At 67.1% G+C, this 21,493-nt stretch carries 22 protein-coding genes and 1 pseudogene; 15 read left to right on the top strand and 8 right to left on the bottom strand.

The window, feature by feature from the left end; translation table 11 throughout:
- The first annotated feature begins 95 nt into the window (after nucleotides 1–95).
- Nucleotides 96–1,469, top strand: a complete 1,374-nt coding sequence (locus ACZ6YV_RS22100) for an MFS transporter (protein WP_465511411.1) — start codon at nucleotides 96–98, stop codon at nucleotides 1,467–1,469.
- Nucleotides 1,470–1,487: 18 nt separating this feature from the next.
- On the opposite strand, the gene ACZ6YV_RS22095 is transcribed toward ACZ6YV_RS22100, so the two are convergent.
- Nucleotides 1,488–2,177 carry an IclR family transcriptional regulator gene (locus tag ACZ6YV_RS22095; protein ID WP_465511410.1) on the bottom strand — a complete coding sequence of 230 codons (690 nt, stop codon included), beginning with the start codon at nucleotides 2,175–2,177 and terminating at the stop codon, nucleotides 1,488–1,490.
- Between the two features lie 59 nt (nucleotides 2,178–2,236).
- Here ACZ6YV_RS22095 and ACZ6YV_RS22090 point away from each other — a divergent pair, with 59 nt between their 5' ends.
- From ACZ6YV_RS22090 to ACZ6YV_RS22065, 6 genes are all read left to right on the top strand, one after another.
- Nucleotides 2,237–2,770 carry a flavin reductase family protein gene (locus tag ACZ6YV_RS22090; protein WP_465511409.1) on the top strand — a complete coding sequence of 178 codons (534 nt, stop codon included), beginning with the start codon at nucleotides 2,237–2,239 and terminating at the stop codon, nucleotides 2,768–2,770.
- An 18-nt stretch (nucleotides 2,771–2,788) separates the two neighbouring features.
- On the top strand, nucleotides 2,789–4,249 hold the full coding sequence (hpaB, locus tag ACZ6YV_RS22085; protein ID WP_465511408.1) for a 4-hydroxyphenylacetate 3-monooxygenase, oxygenase component: 1,461 nt from the start codon (nucleotides 2,789–2,791) through the stop codon (nucleotides 4,247–4,249).
- A gap of 203 nt (nucleotides 4,250–4,452) precedes the next feature.
- Nucleotides 4,453–5,217 carry an HIT family protein gene (locus ACZ6YV_RS22080; RefSeq protein ID WP_465511407.1) on the top strand — a complete coding sequence of 255 codons (765 nt, stop codon included), beginning with the start codon at nucleotides 4,453–4,455 and terminating at the stop codon, nucleotides 5,215–5,217.
- Nucleotides 5,210–6,268 (top strand): thiamine-phosphate kinase, encoded by a 1,059-nt coding sequence (gene thiL / locus ACZ6YV_RS22075; RefSeq protein WP_465511406.1) that lies wholly within the window; start codon nucleotides 5,210–5,212, stop codon nucleotides 6,266–6,268. The genes ACZ6YV_RS22080 and thiL overlap by 8 nt, the downstream gene beginning before the upstream one ends.
- 5 nt (nucleotides 6,269–6,273) lie before the next feature.
- Entirely contained in the window at nucleotides 6,274–7,032 is a 759-nt protein-coding gene (locus ACZ6YV_RS22070) for a hypothetical protein (protein ID WP_465511405.1), read from the top strand.
- A complete protein-coding gene (locus tag ACZ6YV_RS22065; protein ID WP_465511404.1) occupies nucleotides 7,023–7,652 on the top strand; it encodes a class I SAM-dependent methyltransferase in 630 nt (209 codons plus the stop codon). The genes ACZ6YV_RS22070 and ACZ6YV_RS22065 overlap by 10 nt, the downstream gene beginning before the upstream one ends.
- Here ACZ6YV_RS22065 and ACZ6YV_RS22060 read toward each other — a convergent pair.
- Together ACZ6YV_RS22060 and cmk are read right to left on the bottom strand one after the other, a co-directional pair.
- The gene (locus ACZ6YV_RS22060; protein ID WP_378245672.1) at nucleotides 7,649–8,086 is read right to left on the bottom strand and encodes an HIT family protein; all 438 of its coding nucleotides are present in this window, start codon (nucleotides 8,084–8,086) and stop codon (nucleotides 7,649–7,651) included. The genes ACZ6YV_RS22065 and ACZ6YV_RS22060 overlap by 4 nt on opposite strands.
- 87 nt (nucleotides 8,087–8,173) lie before the next feature.
- Nucleotides 8,174–8,848, bottom strand: a complete 675-nt coding sequence (cmk, locus tag ACZ6YV_RS22055; RefSeq protein ID WP_465511403.1) for a (d)CMP kinase — start codon at nucleotides 8,846–8,848, stop codon at nucleotides 8,174–8,176.
- A 594-nt stretch (nucleotides 8,849–9,442) separates the two neighbouring features.
- Between cmk and ACZ6YV_RS22050 the strand changes: the two genes are divergently transcribed.
- From ACZ6YV_RS22050 to ACZ6YV_RS22035, 4 genes and pseudogenes are all read left to right on the top strand, one after another.
- The gene (locus ACZ6YV_RS22050; protein WP_465511402.1) at nucleotides 9,443–9,874 is read left to right on the top strand and encodes a Fur family transcriptional regulator; all 432 of its coding nucleotides are present in this window, start codon (nucleotides 9,443–9,445) and stop codon (nucleotides 9,872–9,874) included.
- A 33-nt stretch (nucleotides 9,875–9,907) separates the two neighbouring features.
- Nucleotides 9,908–12,142 (top strand): catalase/peroxidase HPI, encoded by a 2,235-nt coding sequence (katG, locus tag ACZ6YV_RS22045; RefSeq protein WP_465511401.1) that lies wholly within the window; start codon nucleotides 9,908–9,910, stop codon nucleotides 12,140–12,142.
- 146 nt (nucleotides 12,143–12,288) lie between these two features.
- Nucleotides 12,289–12,858, top strand: a pseudogene (locus ACZ6YV_RS22040) (ZIP family metal transporter); the annotation flags it as partial.
- A 152-nt stretch (nucleotides 12,859–13,010) separates the two neighbouring features.
- Nucleotides 13,011–13,202, top strand: coding sequence for a hypothetical protein (locus ACZ6YV_RS22035; protein WP_364206733.1), 192 nt, complete (start codon nucleotides 13,011–13,013; stop codon nucleotides 13,200–13,202).
- Nucleotides 13,203–13,210: 8 nt separating this feature from the next.
- On the opposite strand, the gene ACZ6YV_RS22030 is transcribed toward ACZ6YV_RS22035, so the two are convergent.
- The 3 genes from ACZ6YV_RS22030 to ACZ6YV_RS22020 all read right to left on the bottom strand — a co-directional run bounded on the left by ACZ6YV_RS22030 (nucleotide 13,211) and on the right by ACZ6YV_RS22020 (nucleotide 16,343).
- Nucleotides 13,211–14,650, bottom strand: coding sequence for an alpha/beta fold hydrolase (locus tag ACZ6YV_RS22030; protein ID WP_465511400.1), 1,440 nt, complete (start codon nucleotides 14,648–14,650; stop codon nucleotides 13,211–13,213).
- Between the two features lie 100 nt (nucleotides 14,651–14,750).
- Nucleotides 14,751–15,206: an ester cyclase gene (locus ACZ6YV_RS22025; protein WP_465511399.1), complete on the bottom strand. Its 456-nt coding sequence runs from the start codon at nucleotides 15,204–15,206 to the stop codon at nucleotides 14,751–14,753.
- Nucleotides 15,207–15,332: 126 nt separating this feature from the next.
- Nucleotides 15,333–16,343: an SdiA-regulated/phytase-like domain-containing protein gene (locus ACZ6YV_RS22020; protein WP_465511398.1), complete on the bottom strand. Its 1,011-nt coding sequence runs from the start codon at nucleotides 16,341–16,343 to the stop codon at nucleotides 15,333–15,335.
- A 192-nt stretch (nucleotides 16,344–16,535) separates the two neighbouring features.
- On the opposite strand from ACZ6YV_RS22020, the gene ACZ6YV_RS22015 reads away from it, so the two are divergent.
- Genes ACZ6YV_RS22015 through ACZ6YV_RS22000 form a run of 4 tightly spaced genes read left to right on the top strand, consistent with a single transcriptional unit; the run spans nucleotide 16,536 to nucleotide 19,975 of the window.
- Nucleotides 16,536–17,936 carry a fatty acid desaturase gene (locus ACZ6YV_RS22015; RefSeq protein WP_465511397.1) on the top strand — a complete coding sequence of 467 codons (1,401 nt, stop codon included), beginning with the start codon at nucleotides 16,536–16,538 and terminating at the stop codon, nucleotides 17,934–17,936.
- On the top strand, nucleotides 17,933–18,127 hold the full coding sequence (locus ACZ6YV_RS22010) for a ferredoxin (protein ID WP_005161139.1): 195 nt from the start codon (nucleotides 17,933–17,935) through the stop codon (nucleotides 18,125–18,127). Before ACZ6YV_RS22015 ends, ACZ6YV_RS22010 begins: the two co-directional genes overlap by 4 nt.
- Before the next feature lie 2 nt (nucleotides 18,128–18,129).
- Complete coding sequence (locus tag ACZ6YV_RS22005; protein WP_465511396.1) at nucleotides 18,130–19,338, top strand: NAD(P)/FAD-dependent oxidoreductase; 1,209 nt, start codon at nucleotides 18,130–18,132, stop codon at nucleotides 19,336–19,338.
- Between the two features lies 1 nt (nucleotide 19,339).
- On the top strand, nucleotides 19,340–19,975 hold the full coding sequence (locus ACZ6YV_RS22000) for a TetR/AcrR family transcriptional regulator (RefSeq protein WP_465511395.1): 636 nt from the start codon (nucleotides 19,340–19,342) through the stop codon (nucleotides 19,973–19,975).
- On the opposite strand, the gene ACZ6YV_RS21995 is transcribed toward ACZ6YV_RS22000, so the two are convergent.
- Both ACZ6YV_RS21995 and ACZ6YV_RS21990 read right to left on the bottom strand, forming a co-directional pair.
- Nucleotides 19,949–20,416, bottom strand: coding sequence for an AAA family ATPase (locus ACZ6YV_RS21995; protein ID WP_465511394.1), 468 nt, complete (start codon nucleotides 20,414–20,416; stop codon nucleotides 19,949–19,951). The genes ACZ6YV_RS22000 and ACZ6YV_RS21995 overlap by 27 nt on opposite strands.
- A 48-nt stretch (nucleotides 20,417–20,464) precedes the next feature.
- Nucleotides 20,465–21,451, bottom strand: a complete 987-nt coding sequence (locus ACZ6YV_RS21990; protein WP_465511393.1) for an ArsR/SmtB family transcription factor — start codon at nucleotides 21,449–21,451, stop codon at nucleotides 20,465–20,467.
- Nucleotides 21,452–21,493: the final 42 nt, after the last annotated feature.

The raw sequence follows: 21,493 nt of genomic DNA, 5'->3' as shown, positions 1-21,493 counted from the left end.
GCCACAGTGGCAAGGCGGTCACCGAGTGGCTTTCGCCTCGCCCGAGGATCCCTGCGGGCCGCCACTCGCGTCAGGCCTACGTCAAAGGAGTCAAGGTGTCGAATCCAGCGCAGGATGAGCACACGCCCGGCCGGACCGCCCCGCCGTCTTCCGACCGGCGCCGGGTCGCGTTCGCGACCGTCGTCGGCACCACGGTCGAGTGGTACGACTTCTTCGTCTACGCGTCCGCCGCCGGTCTCGTCTTCGGCAAGCTGTTCTTCTCCGGGCTCGGGGCGAACAGCACCCTCGTCTCCTTCGCCACCGTGGGCGTGAGCTTCCTGTTCCGCCCGCTCGGCGCGTTCCTGGCCGGCCACTTCGGCGACAAGTACGGCCGCCGGGTGGTCCTGGTGCTCACCCTGATCCTGATGGGGGCCGCGACCACGCTGATCGGCGTGCTGCCGACGTTCGACCAGATCGGGGTCCTCGCGCCCGTACTGCTGATCCTGCTGCGGATCCTGCAGGGCGTTTCGGCGGGTGGCGAATGGGGCGGCGCCGTGCTGATGGCCGTCGAGCACGCGCCGTCGAAGCGCCGGGGACTTTTCGGCGCCTCACCGCAGATCGGCGTCCCGCTCGGTCTGCTGCTGGCTTCCGGTGTCCTGGCGCTGACCAATCTGCTCGTTCCCGGCCAGGCGTTCCTCGACTGGGGCTGGCGGATCCCGTTCCTGCTCAGTGTCGGGCTGATCCTGGTGGGCCACTACGTCCGGCGCCGCGTCGAGGAGAGCCCGGTCTTCCGGGAGATCGCCCAGCGTCGTGAGCAGACCCGGACGCCGATCATCCAGCTGTTCCGCAAGCACTCCGTGCTCGTCCTGGTGGCCGCGCTGGTGTTCGCGGGCAACAACGCCGTCGGCTACATGACCACCGGTGGCTACATCCAGAACTACGCGACCAACCCGAAGGGCCCGATCGGCCTCGACCGCGGTCCGGTGCTGTGGGCGGTGACCGCGTCGGCGGCCACCTGGCTGGTCTCGACGTGGGCGGCGGGCGCGGTGTCCGACCGGATCGGCAGGCGGCGCACCTACGTTATGGGCTGGATCGCGCAACTCGCCGGCGTCGCGGTGCTCTTTCCCTTGGTGGACACCGGGAACGTCGCGCTGCTGGCGTTGGGTCTGATCATCCTCAGCGTCGGGCTCGGGTTCACCTATGGCCAGCAGGCGGCGTTCTACGCGGAGCTGTTCCCCGCGTCGATCCGGTTCTCCGGTGTTTCGATCTCGTATGCGCTCGGCGCGATCCTCGGGGGCGCGTTCGCGCCGACGATCGCGACCGCGCTGGTCGACGCGACAGGTACGTCGGTGTCCGTCGCCGTCTACCTGGCCGGGATGACCGTCGTCGGTCTCATCGCCACCTTGCTGCTGCGTGACCGGTCCGGGATCCCGCTCGGTCCGGACCACGAGGCCGAGCAGGCCGTGAGTCCGCTGCGTTTCTCGAAGTAGTCCAGCCGTCCGTGACGCTCATCCGCCGAGGGCGTCACGGACGGCTTTCGCCGCCGCTTTGAGTCGCTCCGCGAGCTCGGCGGGTGCGCGTGTGCTGGACAGATAGACGACTGCCAGCGCCGCGGGGTTGTGGCCGCGCAGGGGGAGCGGCACCGCGACGGCGCTGAGGTTCTCGATCACCTCACCATGGCTGTCCGCGTATCCGCGCGCAGCCACTCCTCGTATTCCCTCCGGCCAGTCTTCCTCCGGAAGCTGCGACAGGATCGCCCGGCCGGGGGCGCCGACGGTGAACGGATGCCTGGACCCCGGGCGCTGCGCGACGGACGCGACGGCGTGCCGGGGTTCCACGCTGACCAGGGTCACGCACTCTTCGCGGTCCATCACCGCCACGAAACACGTCATGCCGAGTTCGTTCGCGACCGCGGTCAGTTCGGGCAGCGCGGCGGCCTGGAGATCGTGCTTGATCCCCGCCGCGAGCGCGGCCAAACGCGTGCCGAGTTCGAACTTCCCGGCGGGCTCCCGAGTGAGGAGCCCGTGGTCTTCCAGCGTGCGGATGAGCCGGTACGCGATCGACCGGTGGACGCCGAGCCGTTCGGCGATCTGGTCGACGCTGAGCGGTTCTTGGGCGTCGGCAAGGACTTCGAGCACGCGGATGCCCCGGCTGAGTGTCTGGGACGCGCTCGAAGCCTTGCGGGAGTCCGAAACCATCGTATACGATCCATTTCGATAGTTGAACTGGCTGTTCGATTATAGAACAGGAACCGACGATGATGTCACGCGAAACCAGTTTTTCACCGGGATCGAACCTGTACCGGCCGCCCGCGCAGTTCTTCCGAGGCTGTCTCGGCCGCTTCGCGACCGGCGTCGCGGTGGTGACCTTCGATGCCGCCACGAAACGGCACGGCCTGACGGTGAACTCCTTCACCGCGGTCTCGATGGATCCGCCGCTCGTACTCGTGTCGATCCAACGCACCGTGAAGAGTCACGACCTGCTCAAAGGCTGCGCGTTCGCGGTCAACGTCCTCGGCGCCGAACAGCAGGCGCTCGCGATGAACTTCGCCGGCCGCCCGAGTCCCGAAGGCGCGCCGGTGTGGGTCGAAGGCGGGCATGCGCCGCGGCTCGGCGGCGTCCTCAGCTGGTTCGACTGCACGCCGTGGGCCGCCTACGACGGCGGCGACCACACCCTGTTCCTCGGCGAGGTGCGGGAATTCGACTACCGCTCCGGCGACGCGCTCAGCTTCGTCGACGGGCGGTTCTTGACCATCCACGAATCCACACAAGGCCACGAATCCCTGTTCTGACAAGAGAAGGAGCCCGACATGGGAGCCCGCACCGGACAGCAGTACCTCGACAAGCTCAACGCCATGACGCCGGAACTCTACGTCGACGGCGAAAAGGTGACCTCGAAGGTCGCCGAGCACGCGGCCTTCCGCAACAACGCGCTGACCTACGCGAAGCTGTTCGACCTCCAGCACGATCCGGCGCACCGTGACGTCCTGACCTACGAATCGCCGACCACGGGGGAGCGCGTCGGCACCTCGTTCCTGGTGCCGCGCACCGAGGAGGACCTCAAACGCCGTCGAGCCGCCTTTTCCGTGTGGGCAGAGTATTCCAATGGCTTCCTCGGCCGCACCGGCGACTACATGAACTCGTCGCTCACCGCGCTTTCGACCGCGAAGAAGTTCTTCTCCCAGGCCGATCCCGTCTTCGGCGAGCGCATCGAGAAGTACTACGAGATGGCGCGCGAGAACGACCTCCTCGCGACGCACACCCTGATCCCGCCGCAGGTCAACCGTTCGGTGTCCGGGAGTCAGCAGGGCGGCGGGAACCTTTCGGCGAAGGTGGTCGAGGAGCGGGAGGACGGCATCGTCGTCCGCGGCGCCCGGATGCTCGCCACGATCGCGCCGATCGCCGACGAACTCCTGGTGTTCCCGTCGACTGTCCTGCGCGGCACCCCCGAGGACGCCCCGTACTCCTACGCCTTCGCCGTCCCGAACGACGCTCCCGGGCTGAAGTACTTCTGCCGCGCCGGACTCGACCACGGCCGCTCGACCTTCGACGAGCCGCTCGCCTCCCGGTTCGAGGAGATGGACGCGGTCGTGGTGTTCGACGACGTGTTCGTCCCGAACGAGCGGGTCTTCCTGCTGGGGCATCCGGAACTGTGCAACGCTTGGTACTCCGAGACCGGCGCCGGCGCGCTCATGACCCACCAGGTCGTCACCCGCACGCTGGCCAAGACCGAGTTCTACCTCGGCCTCGCCAGTGAGATCGCCGCCGCGATCGGCATCGGCGGCTTTCAGCACATCCAGCAGGACCTGTCGGAGCTGATCTCCTACGTCGAGATCGAGAAGGCCGTGCTGCGCGCGGCGGAAGCCGACGGCAAGCTCAGCGAGGACGGCGTCTTCCTGCCCAAGTGGGAAGTCCTCAACGCAGCCCGGAACTGGTACCCCACCAAGGTTTCACCCCGGCTGACCGAGATCATCCGCAAGTTCTCCGCGTCCGGTCTCATGGCCCTGCCGGGAGAAGCGGACTTCGAGGCTGAGGGGCGCCCCGACATCGACGTGTATCTCCAGTCGGCCACCCTGCCCGCCAAGGACCGCGCGCGGCTGTTCAAGCTGGCGTTCGACGCGTCTGTGTCGAGCTTCGCCGGGCGGGAGTCGCTGTACGAGTACTTCTTCTTCGGCGACCCGGTGCGGATGGCGGGCGCCCAGGTGAACGCGTACCGGCGGGAGGCGCTGCAGGAACGGGTGCGGGAGCTGCTCGCCCGCGACAAGGGGTAGAGACGAACCATGATGCCGCCTCCGAGCCGCCCGGAGGCGGCATTTCCCCGGTGCGGATTTCGGTGATCGGCGGGGTTGTTTTCGCGGTTTCGCCCGGTCGCGGGAAGAGTACCGATTTACGCCCATGATGTGTCCTGTATTTGTCCAATACTCCGTCATCACGAACCGGTGAGCTCGTTACGACGTTCGAGCTAATCTCCCCATTGACCGTTCAAGTCGCCATATCGGTGCGCAAAAATCCAGGTGCCCTGATCGGCGACGGCGAGGACGAGGCGGCAGGGGGAGTCATGATCGAAACCATGTGGTGCGAGGGTGCGGATTTCTGTGCGGAGCTGTCGGGTTCGGACGACACTTCCTTCGCCCGTTTCTACGAAGGGGATCCACCGACCCGGGCAATATGTGCTACGAAAAATCTGACGTTGCTGGCGGATATGTCGCCACTCGTCCCGGGGCATCTTCTGTTGTTGCCGAAAATCCACCACTTGTCGTTCGCTCAGGTACTTTCCTCGCACAGTGACGAGTTGCAGGACTTCATGGGCCGCCTGGTTCCGCTGTACCGGGAGGCCTTCGGTGAGCCGTTGATCATGGAGCACGGATCGAGCGCGGGGCAGGAGAGTCATGCCTGTATCACGCACGCGCATCTGCACTTTCTTCCCGTCGACGGCGAAATCGTGGACAAACTCTTGATCGAGGACGACCTGCCCTACCGGGAGCTCGGATCATTCGGTGAACTCGCGCTGCCTCCGTGGCCGGATTCCGCGTATTTTCTCCGTACTTACAAGGGTAAGAACCGGGTGTACCTGCCGACCGGGCGGCAGAAAAGACAGTATCTGCGCTCGGTCGTCGGAGCGGTGTTGTCGATCGAGGACCCAGAATGGGACTACGCGGTCGTGATGCGCAAGGATTCACTTCGTCAAACGATGCGCATGGTCGATTCTTGGCGAAGGAGGCTGTCCTGTGGTGAGTGAGAAATTCTCGGACGAGCCTAAGCGGCTGGCCGAGACGATAGTGCCGCTGTTCGACCATCAGGCCGGCGAGTTCGTCCCGGTGTCCTCTTCGAACGGCGACCGGGTGGAGCTGACAGCGGGGGCCGACGCTCAGGACGACTGTGCCGTGTTCCGGCTGGTCGGAAGTCACGATCTCGTGGTGGGCAGCGACTACGTCCGGGGCCCCAAGTTCAGGTTGTACGAGATGGGTCACCTCGACGAATACGACCTCGGGTACTACCTGGTCGCGGCGAACCTCAGTGATATCGCGGCGATGGGTGCGAAGCCGATCGGCCTGCTTTCCGTCGTCCGGTACCCGCCGGACATGGACGACGCGCTTTTCGGATTCGTCATGAAGGGCATTCGTGACGCTTGTGCCGTGTTCGGTTGTCTGAACGTGGGCGGCGACATCGGCGGGGCGGAGCGGCTGATCCTCTCGGCGTCGGCGCTGGGGGTGTGCCCGGCGGGCGGTGCTCTCCTTCGCTCCGGGGCGAAACCCGGCGACGTCGTGTGTTTGACGGCCCCGACCGGTCCCGCCGGGGCCGCGATGGCCTACCTGCGCGCCGGTTCGACGGATCCGGCCATCGAAAGCGTGCTCCCGTCCTTGCTCGCGAGCTGGAAGCGTCCGATGGCGAGGGTGGACGAAGGCCTCGTGCTCGGGGCGAGCGGGGCTGTCACGAGCTGTCAGGACACGTCCGACGGACTCAAAGCGACTCTGGAGAGCATCGCCGAACTGAGCGGTGTCGGAATCGTCGTCGACGAAAAGGCCGTACCGGTCCCTGAAGCGGTCGCGGCGGTGGGTGCACACGTCGGAGCGGATCCACTCGGTCTGGTCATGGGGGATTCGGTCGATTTCGAACTCGTCTTCACGATTCCGCGGTCGCGGGTAGACGAACTCGCCGAGTCGGTGGACTTCCATCGGATCGGCGCCGTCACCGCGGACCAGGGAGTGGTCTTGGCGCGTCCGGACGGCAGTCGTACGACCCTGCCCGGCAAGGCATGGCGCCATCAGAGTGGCGATCGAAGAGCATGAGACGGGTGACCGCCAGGGCAGCGGACAAGGCCGTTCTGCTGTCAGCGACGTTGTTCCTGGCGGGCAAGGCGTACAACGTGCCCTCCAAGGCCTTGTGGGACGGTGTCCTGCACGACCGCCAGTACCTGCTGCTGGTGACTCTCGCCGTGGCGGGGGTTTTCGGCGCGTTGACACCGTTCGAGAGCTGGCAGGGCCGTTCGTTCGTGGACCGGAACGTGCTGATGCGCCGAAGGGTTCTTTCCACTTTCGGCAAGCTGCTCGAAATGAGCGCGAAGATCGTGCCGCCGCTGGATACGGGAGATCTGGCACTTCACGTGTGGCGGCGCAGGCGGACTTGGCGGCATCCGGTACACGGTGTGCTGAAACGACTTTCGACTTATCGGATGTCTTCCTATCCCGAGACGCGGAAGTTCGCCCCCACCCGTGGCGTCGGCGTGGTGGGACTCTGCTGGCTCCGTGATCGCGAGATCCAGTTCGACGTCGAGCCCTTGACGGAGGAACTCGAGGACCAGGCGAAGTTCGATGAGTACGTGAAGCGGAACGGATCAGAATCGGTGATGAACCTCTCCTGGGAGATGTTCAATGACCTCAAACATCGGGCCGCGCTCTTCGCCACGCCCATCAGGAACAGCCGCGGCCGCTTCGTCGGCTGCATCAGTGTCGACGCGAGCCGCGGCTACGGCGCGCTCGACAAACGTGAGCTGCTCGCCGAGATGACGAAACTGGGCTTGGACATCCGGAGTGAGGATTTCGAGTGCACCTGAACGACGAGAGCCTGCGTGCGGTGGTGTCGAGCACTCGCCGGACCTATGACGAGAGTGCCGAGGCCTACGTGAGAACCACCGACACGCTCGACAAGTTCCCGGGCCTGGATCGCGAACTCGACCGGTTCTTCGAGGCCCTGCCCGGTGCTTCCGTGCTGGACCTGGGATGTGGCTCCGGTCGTGACTCGGACTACCTGATCCGGCGGGGCGCGACCGTGGTCGCGGGCGACCTCAGTGCGGTCATGCTGCGGACCACCCGCGATCGGTGCGCGGTGGCCGGCGTGGTTCAGCTGGATCTGTTGGCCATGCCCTTGGCCGGCGGTGTGTTCGACGGAGTCTGGGCCTGCGCGAGTCTGCTCCATGTGCCGCGGTCGGCTCATCTCGCGGCCTTCGTCGAGATTCATCGCGTGCTCGCCAAAGGCGGCGTGGCCGCGATCAGCCTCAAAGAGGGTGATGGGGAAGGTTGGATCGAGGACCCGCGGATGTCGTCACCGCGTTGGTTCTCGCCGCGCAGACCCGAAGCCGTGGTCCGTGAACTCGGCACCGCCGGTTTCGCGTCCGCCCGCGTGTTCCCGAGCGGGCGCGGTACCTGGTTCGTCGTGGAGGCGACGAAGACCTAGGAATTCCACTCGTCCGGGTTCGTCCCGGGCAGGACATGCCGGATGCCACCGCGGGGATCGGCCACGTCGCCGTGATGACGGGGGATCAGGTGGATGTGCAGATGGTCGACGGTGCGACCCGCGGCCGGTCTTTCGTTCACGCCGATGGTGTAGCCGTCAGGCCGAAATTTCTCGTCGAGTGTCCGACGGGCTTCTTTCAGCAGTTCGTAGGCTTCGGTGAGCTCGCTGGGCGTGAGATCGAAGAAGGATTCGACGTGCCGCTTCGGCACGACTTCGACATGGCCTTCCGCGGCGGGGAAGTTGTCCCAGCGTACGTAGATTTCCTTGCCGTCGAGCATCAGCTTGGTGACTTCGGGGTCGTGTATCTGACAAAAGAGGCATTTGCCGGAGACCGGCTCGGCTTCGGTATTCGCCGCCAGTGCCGACTCCATCATTGATACTCCTTGTCATTGATCGATCACTTGAAGTCATAATCAGGACAACATTAGCCTCGTCGCAGACGAAGCAGAAGCTTACTCGCACTAATGGTTGAGCTCTAAGCCACGGCTCCGGCATGTCGAGGACATGCGATCGAGTACCTGCTCGACGGTGAGATCGGAGGTGTCGATCGTGAAGGCATCGGCGGCGGGGAGCAGTGGCGATGTCTTGCGGGACATATCCGCGTCATCTCGGCGAATCACGTCCCGGAGCACGTTTTCGTAGGACTCTGCCCGTTCCTGGGTGAGTCGACGCATCGCCCTCACTTCGGGTGTCGCGGTCAGGTAGAACTTGACCGCGGCCCTCGGAAAGACAGTCGTGCCGATGTCGCGGCCTTCGATGACACAGTGGTCGTGCGTGGTGGCCCAAAGCCTGATGAGGCTGGTCACCCGCTGCCGGACGTCCGCGATCCTGGCGACCGCGGAAACGGCGACGTTGACAGGAGTTCTCCTCAGTGCGGCGGAAGCATAACGTTCGGACGTCAGGAGGCTGGTGGAACGGCTCTCTTCGATCAACTCGTCGCAGAGACCGGTGATTTCGGGGGCGTTGTCCACCGGGATTTCCCGTTGCAGCGCCTCGAAGGCGATGATGCGGTAGGTTCGACCGCTTTCGAGATAACGCAGGCCGAAGGTCTTGGCCAGTGCCAGGCAAGTGGTGGTCTTGCCTGCGGCAGCGGGCCCGTCCACTGCGACGACCGTGCCGAAAGGTGGTCCAGACATGCTTCTTTCCTTGTGGGGTAGGCAATCTGTGGAAAACGGGAAGCGGGCAGGGCGCAAATGCTAGCAGTGGGACGCCGTGTCGTGGCATCGCGCTCGGTACCGCCCCGGAGCTGCGAAAACTCCGGATATGTTGCTGTGTCAGGGATTGTTCCTCCCTGTGGTGGAGGTAGAGGCGGCCGTTTGGCGACGCTCCGCCAGACCCAGTCACTCGTACGGGCGTATCGGGGCTTCCCTTATGGCTGATGCGTAGTCGAACTCTTTCCGGGCAACGGAAAGAGTGGTGCGGCGGTCACGACGGTCGACGCCGATGTGCGCACGGGCAAGAGCGGGTCGGGGTATCGCACTATCGTGTCGCCGACGTAACCATTGGTGGCGTACGTCTCCTTGTGTCGTTGTTGATTTCGCGAATGTTGCAAGCAGGTGGAAAATCCGCACGGCTGTAACAAAGGTGGAGTCTTTGCGACTTATGTGGCCCACATCGCGTCGGCGGCCCCTCGTGAGCACGTCGGCGCGGAAGGCGGGGAGACATGCGGCGCGACACGCCCGGGATGTCGTCAACTTGATTCATTCCAGAAAATGGGCCAGACTTCGGCCGTGCCCACGACCTCGGACTTCGAGCGGATGCTGCGCGGGGTCTCCCTGCGCGTGACGCGTCCCAGGGTGGCCGTGCTGACCGCGGTACGCGACCACCCGCACGCCGACACCGACTCGATCATCGGTGCGGTGCGTTCGGAGCTCGGCGAGGTCTCACACCAGGCCATCTACGACGTGTTGCGGGCACTGACCGCCGCGCGTCTCATCCGGCGGATTCAGCCGTCGGGGAGCGTGGCACGCTATGAGTCCCGGGTCGGGGACAACCACCACCACGTCGTTTGCCGATCATGTGGTGTCATCGCCGACGTCGACTGCGCCGTCGGTCCCGCACCCTGTTTGAGCGCGTCGGACGACCACGGCTTCGTGATCGAAGAGGCCGAGGTCATCTACTGGGGCCTTTGTCCCGACTGTGCTGCCAAACCCCGTTCCTGAGCCCTGCAAGCCCTGATCCTCGGAAGGATTCCCGTGTCTGACAGCCCGGACGCCGTCGTCGGCGAAATGAACGAAGAGAGCGCGGGCGGCTGCCCCGTCTCGGCGGGGCGACGCAACCACCCCACCGAAGGCGCGGGTAACCGCGACTGGTGGCCGAACCAGCTCAACCTGAAGATCCTCCGGAAGCACACCGCCGCTTCCGACCCGATGGACGCCGGGTTCGACTACGCCGCCGAGTTCAAGACCGTCGACCTCGACGAACTCGCCAAGGACGTCGACGCCGTCCTCACGACTTCGCAGGAGTGGTGGCCCGCGGACTTCGGCCACTACGGCGGCCTGATGATCCGCATGGCGTGGCACAGCGCGGGCACGTACCGCATCGAGGACGGCCGCGGTGGCGCGGGCGCCGGCATGCAGCGCTTCGCCCCGCTCAACAGCTGGCCGGACAACGGCAACCTGGACAAGGCCCGCCGTCTGCTCTGGCCGGTCAAGAAGAAGTACGGCCGCAAGATCTCGTGGGCCGACCTGATGATCTTCACGGGCAACCGCGCCCTGGAGACGATGGGCTTCAAGACCTTCGGCTTCGCCGGTGGCCGCGCGGACGTCTGGGAGCCGGACGAGGACGTGTACTGGGGTCCCGAGCGCACGTGGCTCGGCGACGAGCGCTACTCCGGTGACCGTCAGCTCGAGGGCCCGCTGGCCGCCGTGCAGATGGGCCTCATCTACGTGAACCCGGAAGGCCCGAACGGCAACCCGGACCCACTGGCCGCGGCCCGCGACATCCGCGAGACCTTCCGCCGCATGGCGATGAACGACGAGGAGACCGTCGCGCTGATCGCCGGCGGCCACACCTTCGGCAAGGCGCACGGCGCGGCGAACCCCGACGAGCACGTCGGTGCCGAGCCCGAGGGCGCTTCGATCGAGGAGCAGGGCCTCGGCTGGAGCAACTCCTTCGGCAGCGGCAAGGGCCGGGACGCCATCACCAGTGGTCTCGAAACCACCTGGACCTCCACGCCGACCCAGTGGAGCCACGGCTTCTTCCAGAACCTGTTCGGCTACGAGTGGGAGCTGACCAAGAGCCCCGCCGGTGCCCACCAGTGGCAGCCGAAGGACGGCGCGGGCGCGAACACCGTGCCGGACCCCGAGTCCGGTGAGCTCAAGCGCCCGCCGACGATGCTCACCACCGACCTGTCGCTGCGGTTCGACCCGATCTACGAACCGATCTCGCGCCGGTTCCTGGACAACCCGGACGAGTTCGCGGACGCCTTCGCCCGCGCCTGGTTCAAGCTGACCCACCGCGACATGGGCCCGATCCAGCGTTACCTCGGCCCGCAGGTGCCGCAGGAGACGCTGATCTGGCAGGACCCGGTGCCCGTCGTCGACCACGAGCTGATCGACGACGCGGACATCGCCTCCCTCAAGGAGAAACTGCTCGCTTCGGGCCTTTCGGTCTCGCAGCTGGTCTCCACCGCGTGGGCGTCGGCCTCGACCTTCCGCGCCAGCGACAAGCGTGGTGGCGCCAACGGTGCCCGCATCCGCCTCGAGCCGCAGCGCGACTGGGAGGTCAACGACCCGCAGACGCTGGCTCAGGTGCTGCAGACCTTGGAAGGTGTCCAGGAGTCCTTCAACGGCGCCCAGACCGGCGGCAAGAAGGTCTCGCTGGCCGACCTGATCGTCCTGGGCGGCGTCGCGGCCGTCGAGAAGGCCGCCAAGGACGGCGGCCACGACGTGACCGTGCCGTTCACCCCGGGCCGCACCGATGCGACGCAGGAGCAGACCGACGTCGAGTCGTTCGCCCCGCTGGAGCCGACCATCGACGGTTTCCGCAACCACCGCGGCAAGGGCCACCGTCTCCCGACGGAGTACCTGCTCATCGACCGCGCGAACCTGCTGGACCTGAGCGCGCCCGAGCTGACCGTCCTCGTCGGCGGCCTGCGTGTCCTCGGCGCCAACGTCCAGGAGTCGAAGCACGGCGTGCTCACCGAGACGCCGGGGTCGCTGACGAACGACTTCTTCGCGAACCTGCTCGACATGGGCGTGCGGTGGACCGCCGCGAACGGCGACGGGGAGACTTTCGAAGGCCGCGACTCCGCGTCCGGCGAGGTCAAGTGGACCGGTACCCGGGCCGACCTCGTGTTCGGGTCCAACTCCGAGCTTCGCGCGGTGGCGGAGGTCTACGCCAGCGACGACGCCAAGGAGAAGTTCGTCCGCGACTTCGTGGCGGCGTGGGACAAGGTCATGAACCTCGACCGGTACGACGTGGCGTGATCCGAGCCTGATCCGGACGTCCGGGCCCGCCGCCTCCGCGGTGGGCCCGGACGTTTTCCCGCGTTCGCGCGCGGCGAGCACACCCACCGCGCCGTTGAGCACATGATCGACGGTGAAGGTCAGGCCGTCGCAGTCGGCGGTGCTGCGGCTTCCTGCCGACCGCCCTGGGTGCCCTTGGCGGTTCACTGAGCTACACCCTCGCCAACATCGCGCTCGCCCGGCGAGGCGCCCGTCATCGCAAACGCTCGGGCGGCCAGCAGCCGTCCGAGTCCGAGCAAGCGGGTTCCGGGACGGCCATCGCGCTCGGCGCCCTGCTGGACGGCGTTCCCGAATCGATGGTGATCGGCACCAGCCTGCTCGGCGGGGGAAGTGTCAGCGTCGTGACCGTGGTCGCCGTGTTCATCAGCAATGTCCCGGAAGGACTGTCCAGTGCCGCGGGGATGAAGCGGGCGAGCCGGAGTCCGCGCTATGTTTTCACGCTTTGGAGTGCCATCGCCGTGATCAGCGGCGCGGCGGCCATGCTCGGCTACGGCGTTCTCGGTGGTGCTTCCGGCACGGTTCTGGCCGTGATCACCGCGATCGCGGGTGGCGCGATCCTCGCCATGATCGCCGATACGATGATTCCCGAGGCCTTCGAAGACGCGCAACTGTGGACCGGGCTGATCACGGTCGCGGGCTTCCTCACCGCGTTCGGCCTTTCGCGCATCGAGGGCTGAGCGAGGGTGAGCCCGGACGGACGGGCGGATGTCACGCGTTCGGCGTAGTCGAAAAGCATGCGCCCGGAATGATGGATAGCACTGGATGTGAGGGCCCCGCTGACGGACGATTTCGCTGCCGACGTACCACCGAAAGCCTGGGAGCGAGTCTCATGAAGAACGAAACCACCGAAAACCTCCGTCTGCTCTTCTCCGGGCTCGGGATCGACACCGCGAGGGCGGGTGGCGAGGTCGACCTCGTGATCGACCGCTTCGACAACTGGACCAACAAGGCGCGTGTGGACGCATTCAGATGTTTCACCGGCGCTTGCTGCGTCGTACCACCCCTGGCCGAAGCCAAGTGACTCGCTGATCAGCGGCCGGTCGGCGGCGGGATCGGCGCTCCGGCGCAGGACCCGTCGTCGGCCTTGCCGGTCGAGAAGAACTCGACGGCCTTGCTCGCGCAGGGGAGCGAGGACAGCGAACCGTGGTGGTCGTCCTCGATGGTGAGCAGTGAGCCGCCGATCCGCTCGTGCATGGCCACCGCCCAGCCGATCGGGGTCACCGGTTCGTAGGTGTGCCCGACCAGTTGCAGCGGACTGGTCCCCGGCGTGAAGTTCCACGGCTGGACCGGCAACGGCCAGCCCGCGCACCGGCCGTTCCAGAACCCAGGGGAGGCGACGGCCGGGTACGCGCGGATTCGGTCGAGCCTGCGCTGCCAGATCGTCTCGAAATCGCGAGGGCCTTCGGAGGCGTTGCAGAGGATCGCCGTCTGCTGGAAGGTGTTGTACCCGTTCGGGTCCACGTCCCAGCCGAAGCCGCGATCCTGCCTGGACGCGGGTTTCGAAGCGGGGGTCCCGCCGTCCCGCAGGGTCGCGAGTGCCTTGGCGGCGTTCGCCCACTCGCGGCGCGGACCGGCGAGGTAGTTCGTCACCGTCTCGCCGTGTTCGTCGCGGAGCTTCAGCAGCGCCTCCAGTACCGCGGGCTGCTTGTCGCCGAAGTGGTAGATGGCGTCGTAGCGGGCGATCCAGCCGGCGAAGTCCCTGGCCGTGAGCTCGCCCGCCGCGACCATCGCGTCGTCCATCGCGCCGACGTCGAAGGTCGGCGCCATGACCGAGTCCAGCAGCATGCGGTCCACTCGGGAATCGAACGCGGTGCGATAGGCGGCACCGAGGGCGGTGCCCCAGGAGACTCCGTAGAAGCCGATCTTCTCCTCGCCCAGCGCCGTCCGGATCCGGTCCATGTCGCGGGCGACGTTCTCGGTGGTCAGGTTACGGACGAATTCGGGATCGGCGGTGACGCAGCGCTGGTTCACCTTCGCGTCCCGTTCGAACACGAACCGGGCCTTTTCCTTGTCCGGCAAGGAAGTCGGAGGTTCGGCGTCGTCGCCGGGAAGCGATGGGCAAGCGACGTTCGCGCTGTAGTCGACGCCGCGCGGATCGAAGCCGATCAGATCGTGATCCACGCCGATCCCGGCGGCCTTGCTGTCGGTGATCCACCGCGGCTCGTGGATCCCGGACTGGCCGGGGCCGCCGGGATTCAGCAGTACGACGCCCTGCCGCCGGGCGGAATCGGTCGCCTTCTGTCGCGAGACCGCGATGTCGATCTTCCGGCCGTCCGGCTTTGCGTAGTCGACAGGGACGGGCACCATGGCGCATTCGGTGCGCTGATCGTCCGCGGGCTCCCAGCCCTTGGCGACGTCCTTGCAGAGTTTCCACTCAAGCGGCACTGGTGACGCCGAGGCGAACGCCGGCGTCACCAGGGTGGCCATCGTCGTCGCGAGCAGCACTGTCGCGACCCGGTTGCGGGGCATGGGCGGTTTCTCCAAGGCTCGACGGCGGGGCTTCGTCAGCCTCGCCGCGCGCCCTGTCCGTCCACATCGGCCGATCGGCCGAGGAGCACCGGCCGTTGGTTCAGACCTCGCCTGAGGCCAGAAGGGCCAGCAGTTCGGCGTGCCCGGCCTGGGTGATCAGGCTGGCCGCGTCGAAGTAGACGCGCTCGTTGGTGATCCTGTCCCCGTCGAAGAAGAACACCGCGATGATCGGCACGCGGAACGCCTTGCCGGTGGGCGGGCGGCCGTAGAACTCACCGAGATTGGTGCCGAGCAGGTCGAATTCGACGATGACCGACTCGTCGGCGAAGTGGTAGCGGACGTTGTCGTGCCGCTGATCCGGGAAGGCCGTGCGGGTCATGCGGTAGTAGCCCATGACCTCCTCGTCGCCGTCGAAGATCTGCCCCGTCGCCATGATCTCGTAGTGCGGGTGGCCGTTGAAGGTGCCCAGCGTGCGGTCGAATTCCTGGGTCACCTCCGTGTCCATGTGCTCTTCGATGATCTTGTGGCGGCGCTCGCGCAGGTCTTCGCTGATCACTGGTCCTCCGGGTCGTTGCTGGTGGCGATCCGGAGCCTACTGCCCGGGGAAGTCGCGTCGGTCGTGAGTGGTAAGTGCCGTTCTAGCGACACTTACCACTCACGACCATCTGCACTGTGCGCCGGATCAGCCGCAGGAAAGGCTGCCGGCGCGGAGCGCGTGGTCGCCTTCGTTCCCGTCGTCGGCCCAGACCACCTGCTTGCTCCCGGAGGCGCAGGTGGGCGAGATGGCGAAACCTTCGTTGTTGTAGTCCGGCATCGCGCTCGGACGGTTGAACGTGGCGGTCGCGGCGAACTTGCCCTGCGCGTTGACGGCGAGTGTCGTCAAGTTGCCGCTGCAGTTGTCGTCACAGACCGCCCACAGCTTGCTTGTCGAAGCCTCGTACTCGAGCTCCATGATCGAGTCGAGCCCGCTCGCGAAACTCGCGACGCGCGTGTACTTCCCGCCCGCCTGGTCGAGGGCGTAGGCGTAGATCATCCCGTTGCTCTCGAGGCCGACGAGGTACAGGCCGGTGCCGTGGCCGGGGTAGGTGCTCGGGTTGTACGGAGCCTTCGTGCGCTCGTCCACGAACCCCTTCGCGGTGAGGGCGCTGTCCGGGATCCACGAGACGGCTTCGAGCCCGTCGTTGGCCGAGACCTTCGGCAGATCCGCCGTCAGGTCCCACTCGGCCTTGGCGGTGAGGGTCTTGGCCGAACCGGAGACGTCGTAGCGGAGCACCTTGAGCGCGCTCTTCTTGTCGTTGTCGCCGTCGCGTTCGGTGGCCGCGACCACGCCGTCCGGGGTGGCCACGACGGCTTCGGCGTCGGGGTCGCCCTTGCCGTTGTGGTAGCGCAGCGCCTTACCGGACGACCAGCCGTTGGCCGTGTCCGGCTTCCACTTCGTGCCGTTGCGCACGAGGCGGTAGAGCGTGCCCGGGCCGTTCTTCACCGCCCAGAGGACGTTGGCGCCTTCGAAGGACAGACCGCTCATGTTGCCGCCGAGGACGTTCGAGTCGTCGGCGTTCGACACGGCTGAACCGCCTGGCCAGGGCTGGTTGGCCGTGGTGCTCGCGGTGGCTGCCGTCGCAGGCAGGACCAGCAGGGCCGCGGCGACGGTGGCCACGGCTGCGGGGCGGATCCGGCGAGGTGATCGGGGCATTCGCGCTCCTTCGGGGCGGACGAAGTGGATCGCGGCGTGTCGTCACAAGTTAAGTAAGTTTCCTTACAAATACAAGATATCGCCAAGTTCTCACGAAATGAAGCAACGGCAGATTTACAAAAAGTGTCGACTTGTCAAACCGGATGTACATCGCCTACAGTTTTGTAAACCCAGCCAACGGAGGAGGGTGCGATGAGCGAGTTGACGGGCACGATCCCGGCGGGCTCGACCGACCGGTGGACCGATCGCAAGCGATATCTGTGGCTGATCGGCCTGGTGGTGCCCTCGCTCGCGTTCCTGGCCATCGGGCTGCACGCGGCCACCGGCTGGGGTGTGTGGTTCTGGATCGGGCCGATCGTGATCCTGGTGGCCGTACCACTGGTCGACCTGGTCGCCGGGCTCGACCGGGACAACCCGCCGGACGACGTCATCGAGCGGCTGGAGAAGGATCGCTACTACCGGTGGATCACCTTCGCGTTCCTGCCCATCCAGTACGCTGGTTTCGTGGCCGCGTTCTGGCTGATCTCCCGCGGTGATCTGTCCGTTGTGGACAAGATCGGCCTGGCGATCTCGATCGGCTGCATCGGCGGCATCGGCATCAACACCGCGCACGAACTCGGGCACAAGAAGGAAAGCCACGAGCGCTGGCTGTCGAAGATCGCGCTGGCGCAGAGCTTCTACGGCCACTTCTACATCGAGCACAACCGCGGCCATCACGTCCGGGTGGCGACCCCGGAAGACCCGGCCAGCAGCCGGGTGGGGGAGAGCTTCTACCGATTCTGGCCGCGCACCGTGTTCGGCTCGCTGAAGTCCGCGTGGGGACTGGAGCGCAAGCGATACGCCCGGCGCGACAGGCATCCGTTCCGGATCGGCAACGACGTGCTCAACGCCTGGCTGATGTCGGCGGTGCTGTGGGCCGCGATGACCGTGTGGCTGGGCCCGGGAATCCTGCCGTACCTGGTGATCCAGGCCGTGATCGGCTTCTCGCTGCTGGAGGTCGTGAACTACATGGAGCACTACGGCATGCGGCGGCAGAAGGTCGGCCCGCCGAACCGGCGACGGTACGAACGGGTGGACCCCAGCCACAGCTGGAACTCCAACAACATCGCCACCAACGTCCTGCTGTACCACCTGCAGCGGCACAGCGATCACCACGCCAACCCGACCCGCCGCTACCAGACGTTGCGCGATTTCGCGGAATCGCCGGTCCTGCCGACGGGGTACGCCGGGATGATCGTGCTGGCGCTGTTCCCGCCGGTCTGGCGCCGTGTGATGGACCCGCGGGTGCTCGCGCACTTCGACGGCGACCTCTCCCGCGCCAACATCCAGCCGTCGAAGCGGGGGAAGGTCCTGGCACGCTACGGAACCCGTGTCACGGCGACGTCCGAGGCCGCCGACGACACGCACGGCGACGCGACCGAGGGCGGGATGTGCCCGGGCTGCGGCTACGTCTACGACGAGAAACTCGGCGACCCGCGGGAAGGTTTCGCCGCCGGAACGCCATGGTCGGCGATCCCGGATTCGTGGTGCTGTCCGGATTGCGGCGTGCGGGAGAAGGTCGATTTCGTGGCACCGGGAAGGGTCGGAGCATGATGAAGATCGAGGCGGACCGCGCGAAATGCGACGGGCTGGGTATGTGCGAAGCGATGGCGCCCGACTTCTTCGAGGTCGGTGACGACGGCACGGTCGTGGTGCTCGACGAACGGCCCGGCGAGGAATTCCGCCAGGACCTGTCGGCCGCCGTCGACGCTTGCCCCGTCCTCGCGCTGAAACTGCGGGACTGACCATGACGCTGGTCGTCGTGGGTGCGTCACTAGCCGGACTGCGTGCGGTGGAGGCCGCGCGCCGGGACGGGTACCGAGGGCGGATCGTGCTGATCGGGGCAGAGGAGCATCCGCCCTACGACCGGCTTCCGCTGTCGAAAGCGTTCCTCGACGCGGAAGGACCGGGGCGGGTCGAACCGTTCCACGCCGAGGCCGCGTTGCGCGACGAACTCGGCGTCGAACTGATGCTCGGCGCACCCGCCGACGGGCTCGACACCACCACCCGCGAGGTGTCGGTGGCGGGGACGGCCGTTCCGTACGAGGCGCTGGTGATCGCGACCGGCGCCACCGCGCGACGGCTGCCCGGAAGCGAGGGGATCGCCGGGGTCCACACGCTGAGGACGGCCGAGGACGCCTTGGCCGTCCGGGCCGCGCTCGACAGCGGGGCGCGCACGGTCGTGATCGGGGCGGGTTTCATCGGCTCGGAGGTCGCCGCCGCGGCCCGGAAGCGCGGGCTGCCGTCGACGATCGTCGAGGCTCTCGACGTGCCACTCACCCGATCCGTCGGGGCCGAGGCCGGCGCGGTGTGCGCCTCGCTGCACCGGGAGGCGGGTACGGAGCTGCGGTTGTCCACGACTGTCACCGGCCTGGAATCCGAAGGCGGCGTGGTGACCGGTGTCCGGCTTTCGACCGGAGAGGTGCTGCCCGCGGACCTGGTCGTCGCCGGCATCGGCGTCGTCCCGGCCACCGGTTGGCTGGTCGGGAGCGGGGTCCCGCTGCACGAACGCGACGGCGGCGTGGTGTGCGACGCGACGCTCGCGACAGGGGTGCCCGGCGTGTACGCCGCCGGGGATGTCGCCCACGCCGAGAACCCGCTGTTCGACGGCGAACTGATGCGGCTGGAGCACTGGACGAACGCCGCGGAGCAGGGTGCCGCGGCCGCTCGTCACGCGCTGGCACCGGAGTCGGCTCGCGCGCTGGCTCCGGTGCCGTACTTCTGGTCGGACTGGTACGACCACCGGATCCAGTTCGTCGGCACCCCGCACGCGGACGAGGTGGTGACCGCGGTCCCGGCTTCCGGCGGTTTCACCGCGTTGTACCGGCGCGGGGACCGGATCGTCGGCGCGCTCACCATCGACCGGCCGCGCGAGATCATGAAGTATCGCCGCCACATCGCGGGGCGGGCGCCATGGCCCGAGGCGCTGGCGTTCGCCGAGGCGTCGGCGGCCTAGAATGACGATCATGAGCGAGGCACCCTCAGCCGCGGCCACGGGTGGCCCGTACCGGCAGCCGATCGTCGCATCGGCGATCGAGCTGACCGTGCGTTCGGGCTGGTCCTCGGTGACGATGAGCAAACTCGCGGAGATCGTCGGCGTCAGCCGCCAGACCGTCTACAACGAACTCGGCTCGAAGACCCAGCTGGCCGAAGCGATGATTTCGCACGAACTCGCCCGGTTCCTCTCGGTCGTCCGTGACGCCTTCGAACGGCATCCCGAAGACCTCGTCGAGGCGATCCACGACGCCGTCCGAGGTGTCCTCGAACTCGCCGACGACAACTTGCTGCTGCGCTCCATCGTCTCGGCCACCCACGGCGCCGACACCGAACTGCTCCCCTTGCTGACGGTCCGGGCGGGCAGTCTCCTGGGCGAGGCGACGATCATGCTGCGCGGCCGTGTCCGCGTCTACGGCCCGCCGTTGGACGGCGAGCAGCTCGACGTCGCCATCGACGTCGTGGTCCGGACGGTGCTGAGCCACATCATGCAGCCGTCGGACACCCCGGCGCGCACGGCCGACGCACTGGCGTGGATGGCTTCGCGTGTGCTCGGCGCGAGCACGAGCCGCTCACTGCGGCATCCATCGCAGGATTAGGGCCGCGGTCTCCGCCGGGCTCAGGTGGGTGTTGTCGACGCGCAGGTGACCGTGCTGCTCGATCAGGTCCTCGGCGTGCGTGCGGCGCGTGCCGCCGGTGTTCATGACGTAGCCGCGGTCGAGTTCGAGCAGATCGGCGCGGGAGAACCCGAGGTCGCGTTTGCTGGGTTTGCGGTCCAGGCGGAGTTCGGTGGTGTTGCGCTCGAGCCGCTCGTCGAGATCCGCGTACAGCTCCACGAACCTCGTCCGCCCGCCCCTCGCCTGGACGATGTCGACGTACGAGCCGATGAGCTCGGCGTCTTCGGGCAGGTCGAGGCCCCAGACGTTCGTGTAGACGAGCCCTGGCAGGTCCGCGTCGACCGCCTCTTCGATGACCCGGCGGCGGAATTCGTTGACGAGCCTGCCGAACGGCGGCGAGCCGAAGATCACGACGAACTCCACCCGGTCACGTTAGCGGCCTCGTGCGTGGCCAGAACGGTTCTAACCGTCCTAGCCACTCACGAGGCGCTCACCGAGTGGGGTCGTCAGGTAGAGGACGCTGCGGCCGGAGCGTTCCCGCGCGACCAGACCGCTGTCCCGCAGGACCTTGAGGTGCTGGGAGACGGCGCTCGGCGTCACGCCGAGAGCCTGGGCCAGGTCGGTCGTGGTCGCGGGGGACGAAAGCGCCGTCAGGAGGTCGGCCCGCGTCCGCCCCAGCAGCCGTACCGCGCTGGACCCGGTTGATCGGGTTCCGGCTGCCCACAGCGCGCCGGTTCCCCGCGCCGGATAGCGGATCGTGGTCTGGGTCGAGGTGTTCTCCTTGACCAGGACATACGGCGAGCCGAGGACGACGGGCATCAGCACGAGACCCCCCGGACCTCGCGCGACGACACGATGCTGATCGCGCCAGCGCTCGCCGGCCAGGATCACCCGGTCGGTCCGCCAGCGCAGATCCGGATGCAGGTCCGCGAACAACCGCTCGGAACCGCCCACGGTCAGCGCCCGGGCGCGGTAGCCGACATCGGCGTCCAGGACCGCCCGGATCCGGGGCCAATGCGGTGCGACAAGGCGGTCGTGAGCGTGACGCAGCTCCTCGGCGACCTCTCGCAGACCGGGCGCGGGGTCGTCGGCGAGGGCCGCGACCGCGCGCGGACGTTTGTCGCCGAAGACCCGGTCGAGGCTCGCCCTCACCCGGTCTTCAGGGGTTCGCCGCAGCGCGGCGAGGTCGTTTTCGAGGGAATCGCCCGAGTCCCGCGGGGCCGGGACGAGGAACTCCGGCCAGCCGAGCCTGCCGGTCACGAGCAACGGCCAAGTCCGCGAAAGGTCGAGTGGCTCGCGATCGAGTTCCTCGCGCGCCCACCGAAGCCAGGGCAGGTTGACCGCGTTCCGGTCGATCCCGGCGAGCTGTTGCAGACCGGCCACGGTCTCGGACAGCGGCGAGATCGCGAACCGGGTCGCGGCCAGTTCGGCGACACCGAGTTCGATGGTCATCGGCATCGCCCGAGTATGTAGCCCAGCGCTAAATGGTGTCTCCGGAAC

It is taken from the genome of Amycolatopsis sp. NPDC102522 (assembly GCF_055584485.1).
Note: the sequence above shows the minus strand (reverse complement) of the source record. Positions and strands in the feature narration are given on the sequence as shown.

Coding starts and splice junctions, on each gene's coding strand:
- ACZ6YV_RS22095 (WP_465511410.1), bottom strand. CDS start 2,177: ATGGTTTCGGACTCCCGCAAGGCTTCGAGCGCGTCCCAGACACTCAGC.
- ACZ6YV_RS22000 (WP_465511395.1), top strand. CDS start 19,340: ATGACGATCATGAGCGAGGCACCCTCAGCCGCGGCCACGGGTGGCCCG.
- cmk (WP_465511403.1), bottom strand. CDS start 8,848: ATGTCTGGACCACCTTTCGGCACGGTCGTCGCAGTGGACGGGCCCGCT.
- ACZ6YV_RS22005 (WP_465511396.1), top strand. CDS start 18,130: ATGACGCTGGTCGTCGTGGGTGCGTCACTAGCCGGACTGCGTGCGGTG.
- ACZ6YV_RS22020 (WP_465511398.1), bottom strand. CDS start 16,343: ATGCCCCGATCACCTCGCCGGATCCGCCCCGCAGCCGTGGCCACCGTC.
- hpaB (WP_465511408.1), top strand. CDS start 2,789: ATGGGAGCCCGCACCGGACAGCAGTACCTCGACAAGCTCAACGCCATG.
- ACZ6YV_RS22035 (WP_364206733.1), top strand. CDS start 13,011: ATGAAGAACGAAACCACCGAAAACCTCCGTCTGCTCTTCTCCGGGCTC.
- ACZ6YV_RS22060 (WP_378245672.1), bottom strand. CDS start 8,086: ATGATGGAGTCGGCACTGGCGGCGAATACCGAAGCCGAGCCGGTCTCC.
- ACZ6YV_RS22015 (WP_465511397.1), top strand. CDS start 16,536: ATGAGCGAGTTGACGGGCACGATCCCGGCGGGCTCGACCGACCGGTGG.
- ACZ6YV_RS21990 (WP_465511393.1), bottom strand. CDS start 21,451: ATGCCGATGACCATCGAACTCGGTGTCGCCGAACTGGCCGCGACCCGG.
- ACZ6YV_RS22030 (WP_465511400.1), bottom strand. CDS start 14,650: ATGCCCCGCAACCGGGTCGCGACAGTGCTGCTCGCGACGACGATGGCC.
- ACZ6YV_RS22090 (WP_465511409.1), top strand. CDS start 2,237: ATGATGTCACGCGAAACCAGTTTTTCACCGGGATCGAACCTGTACCGG.
- ACZ6YV_RS22010 (WP_005161139.1), top strand. CDS start 17,933: ATGATGAAGATCGAGGCGGACCGCGCGAAATGCGACGGGCTGGGTATG.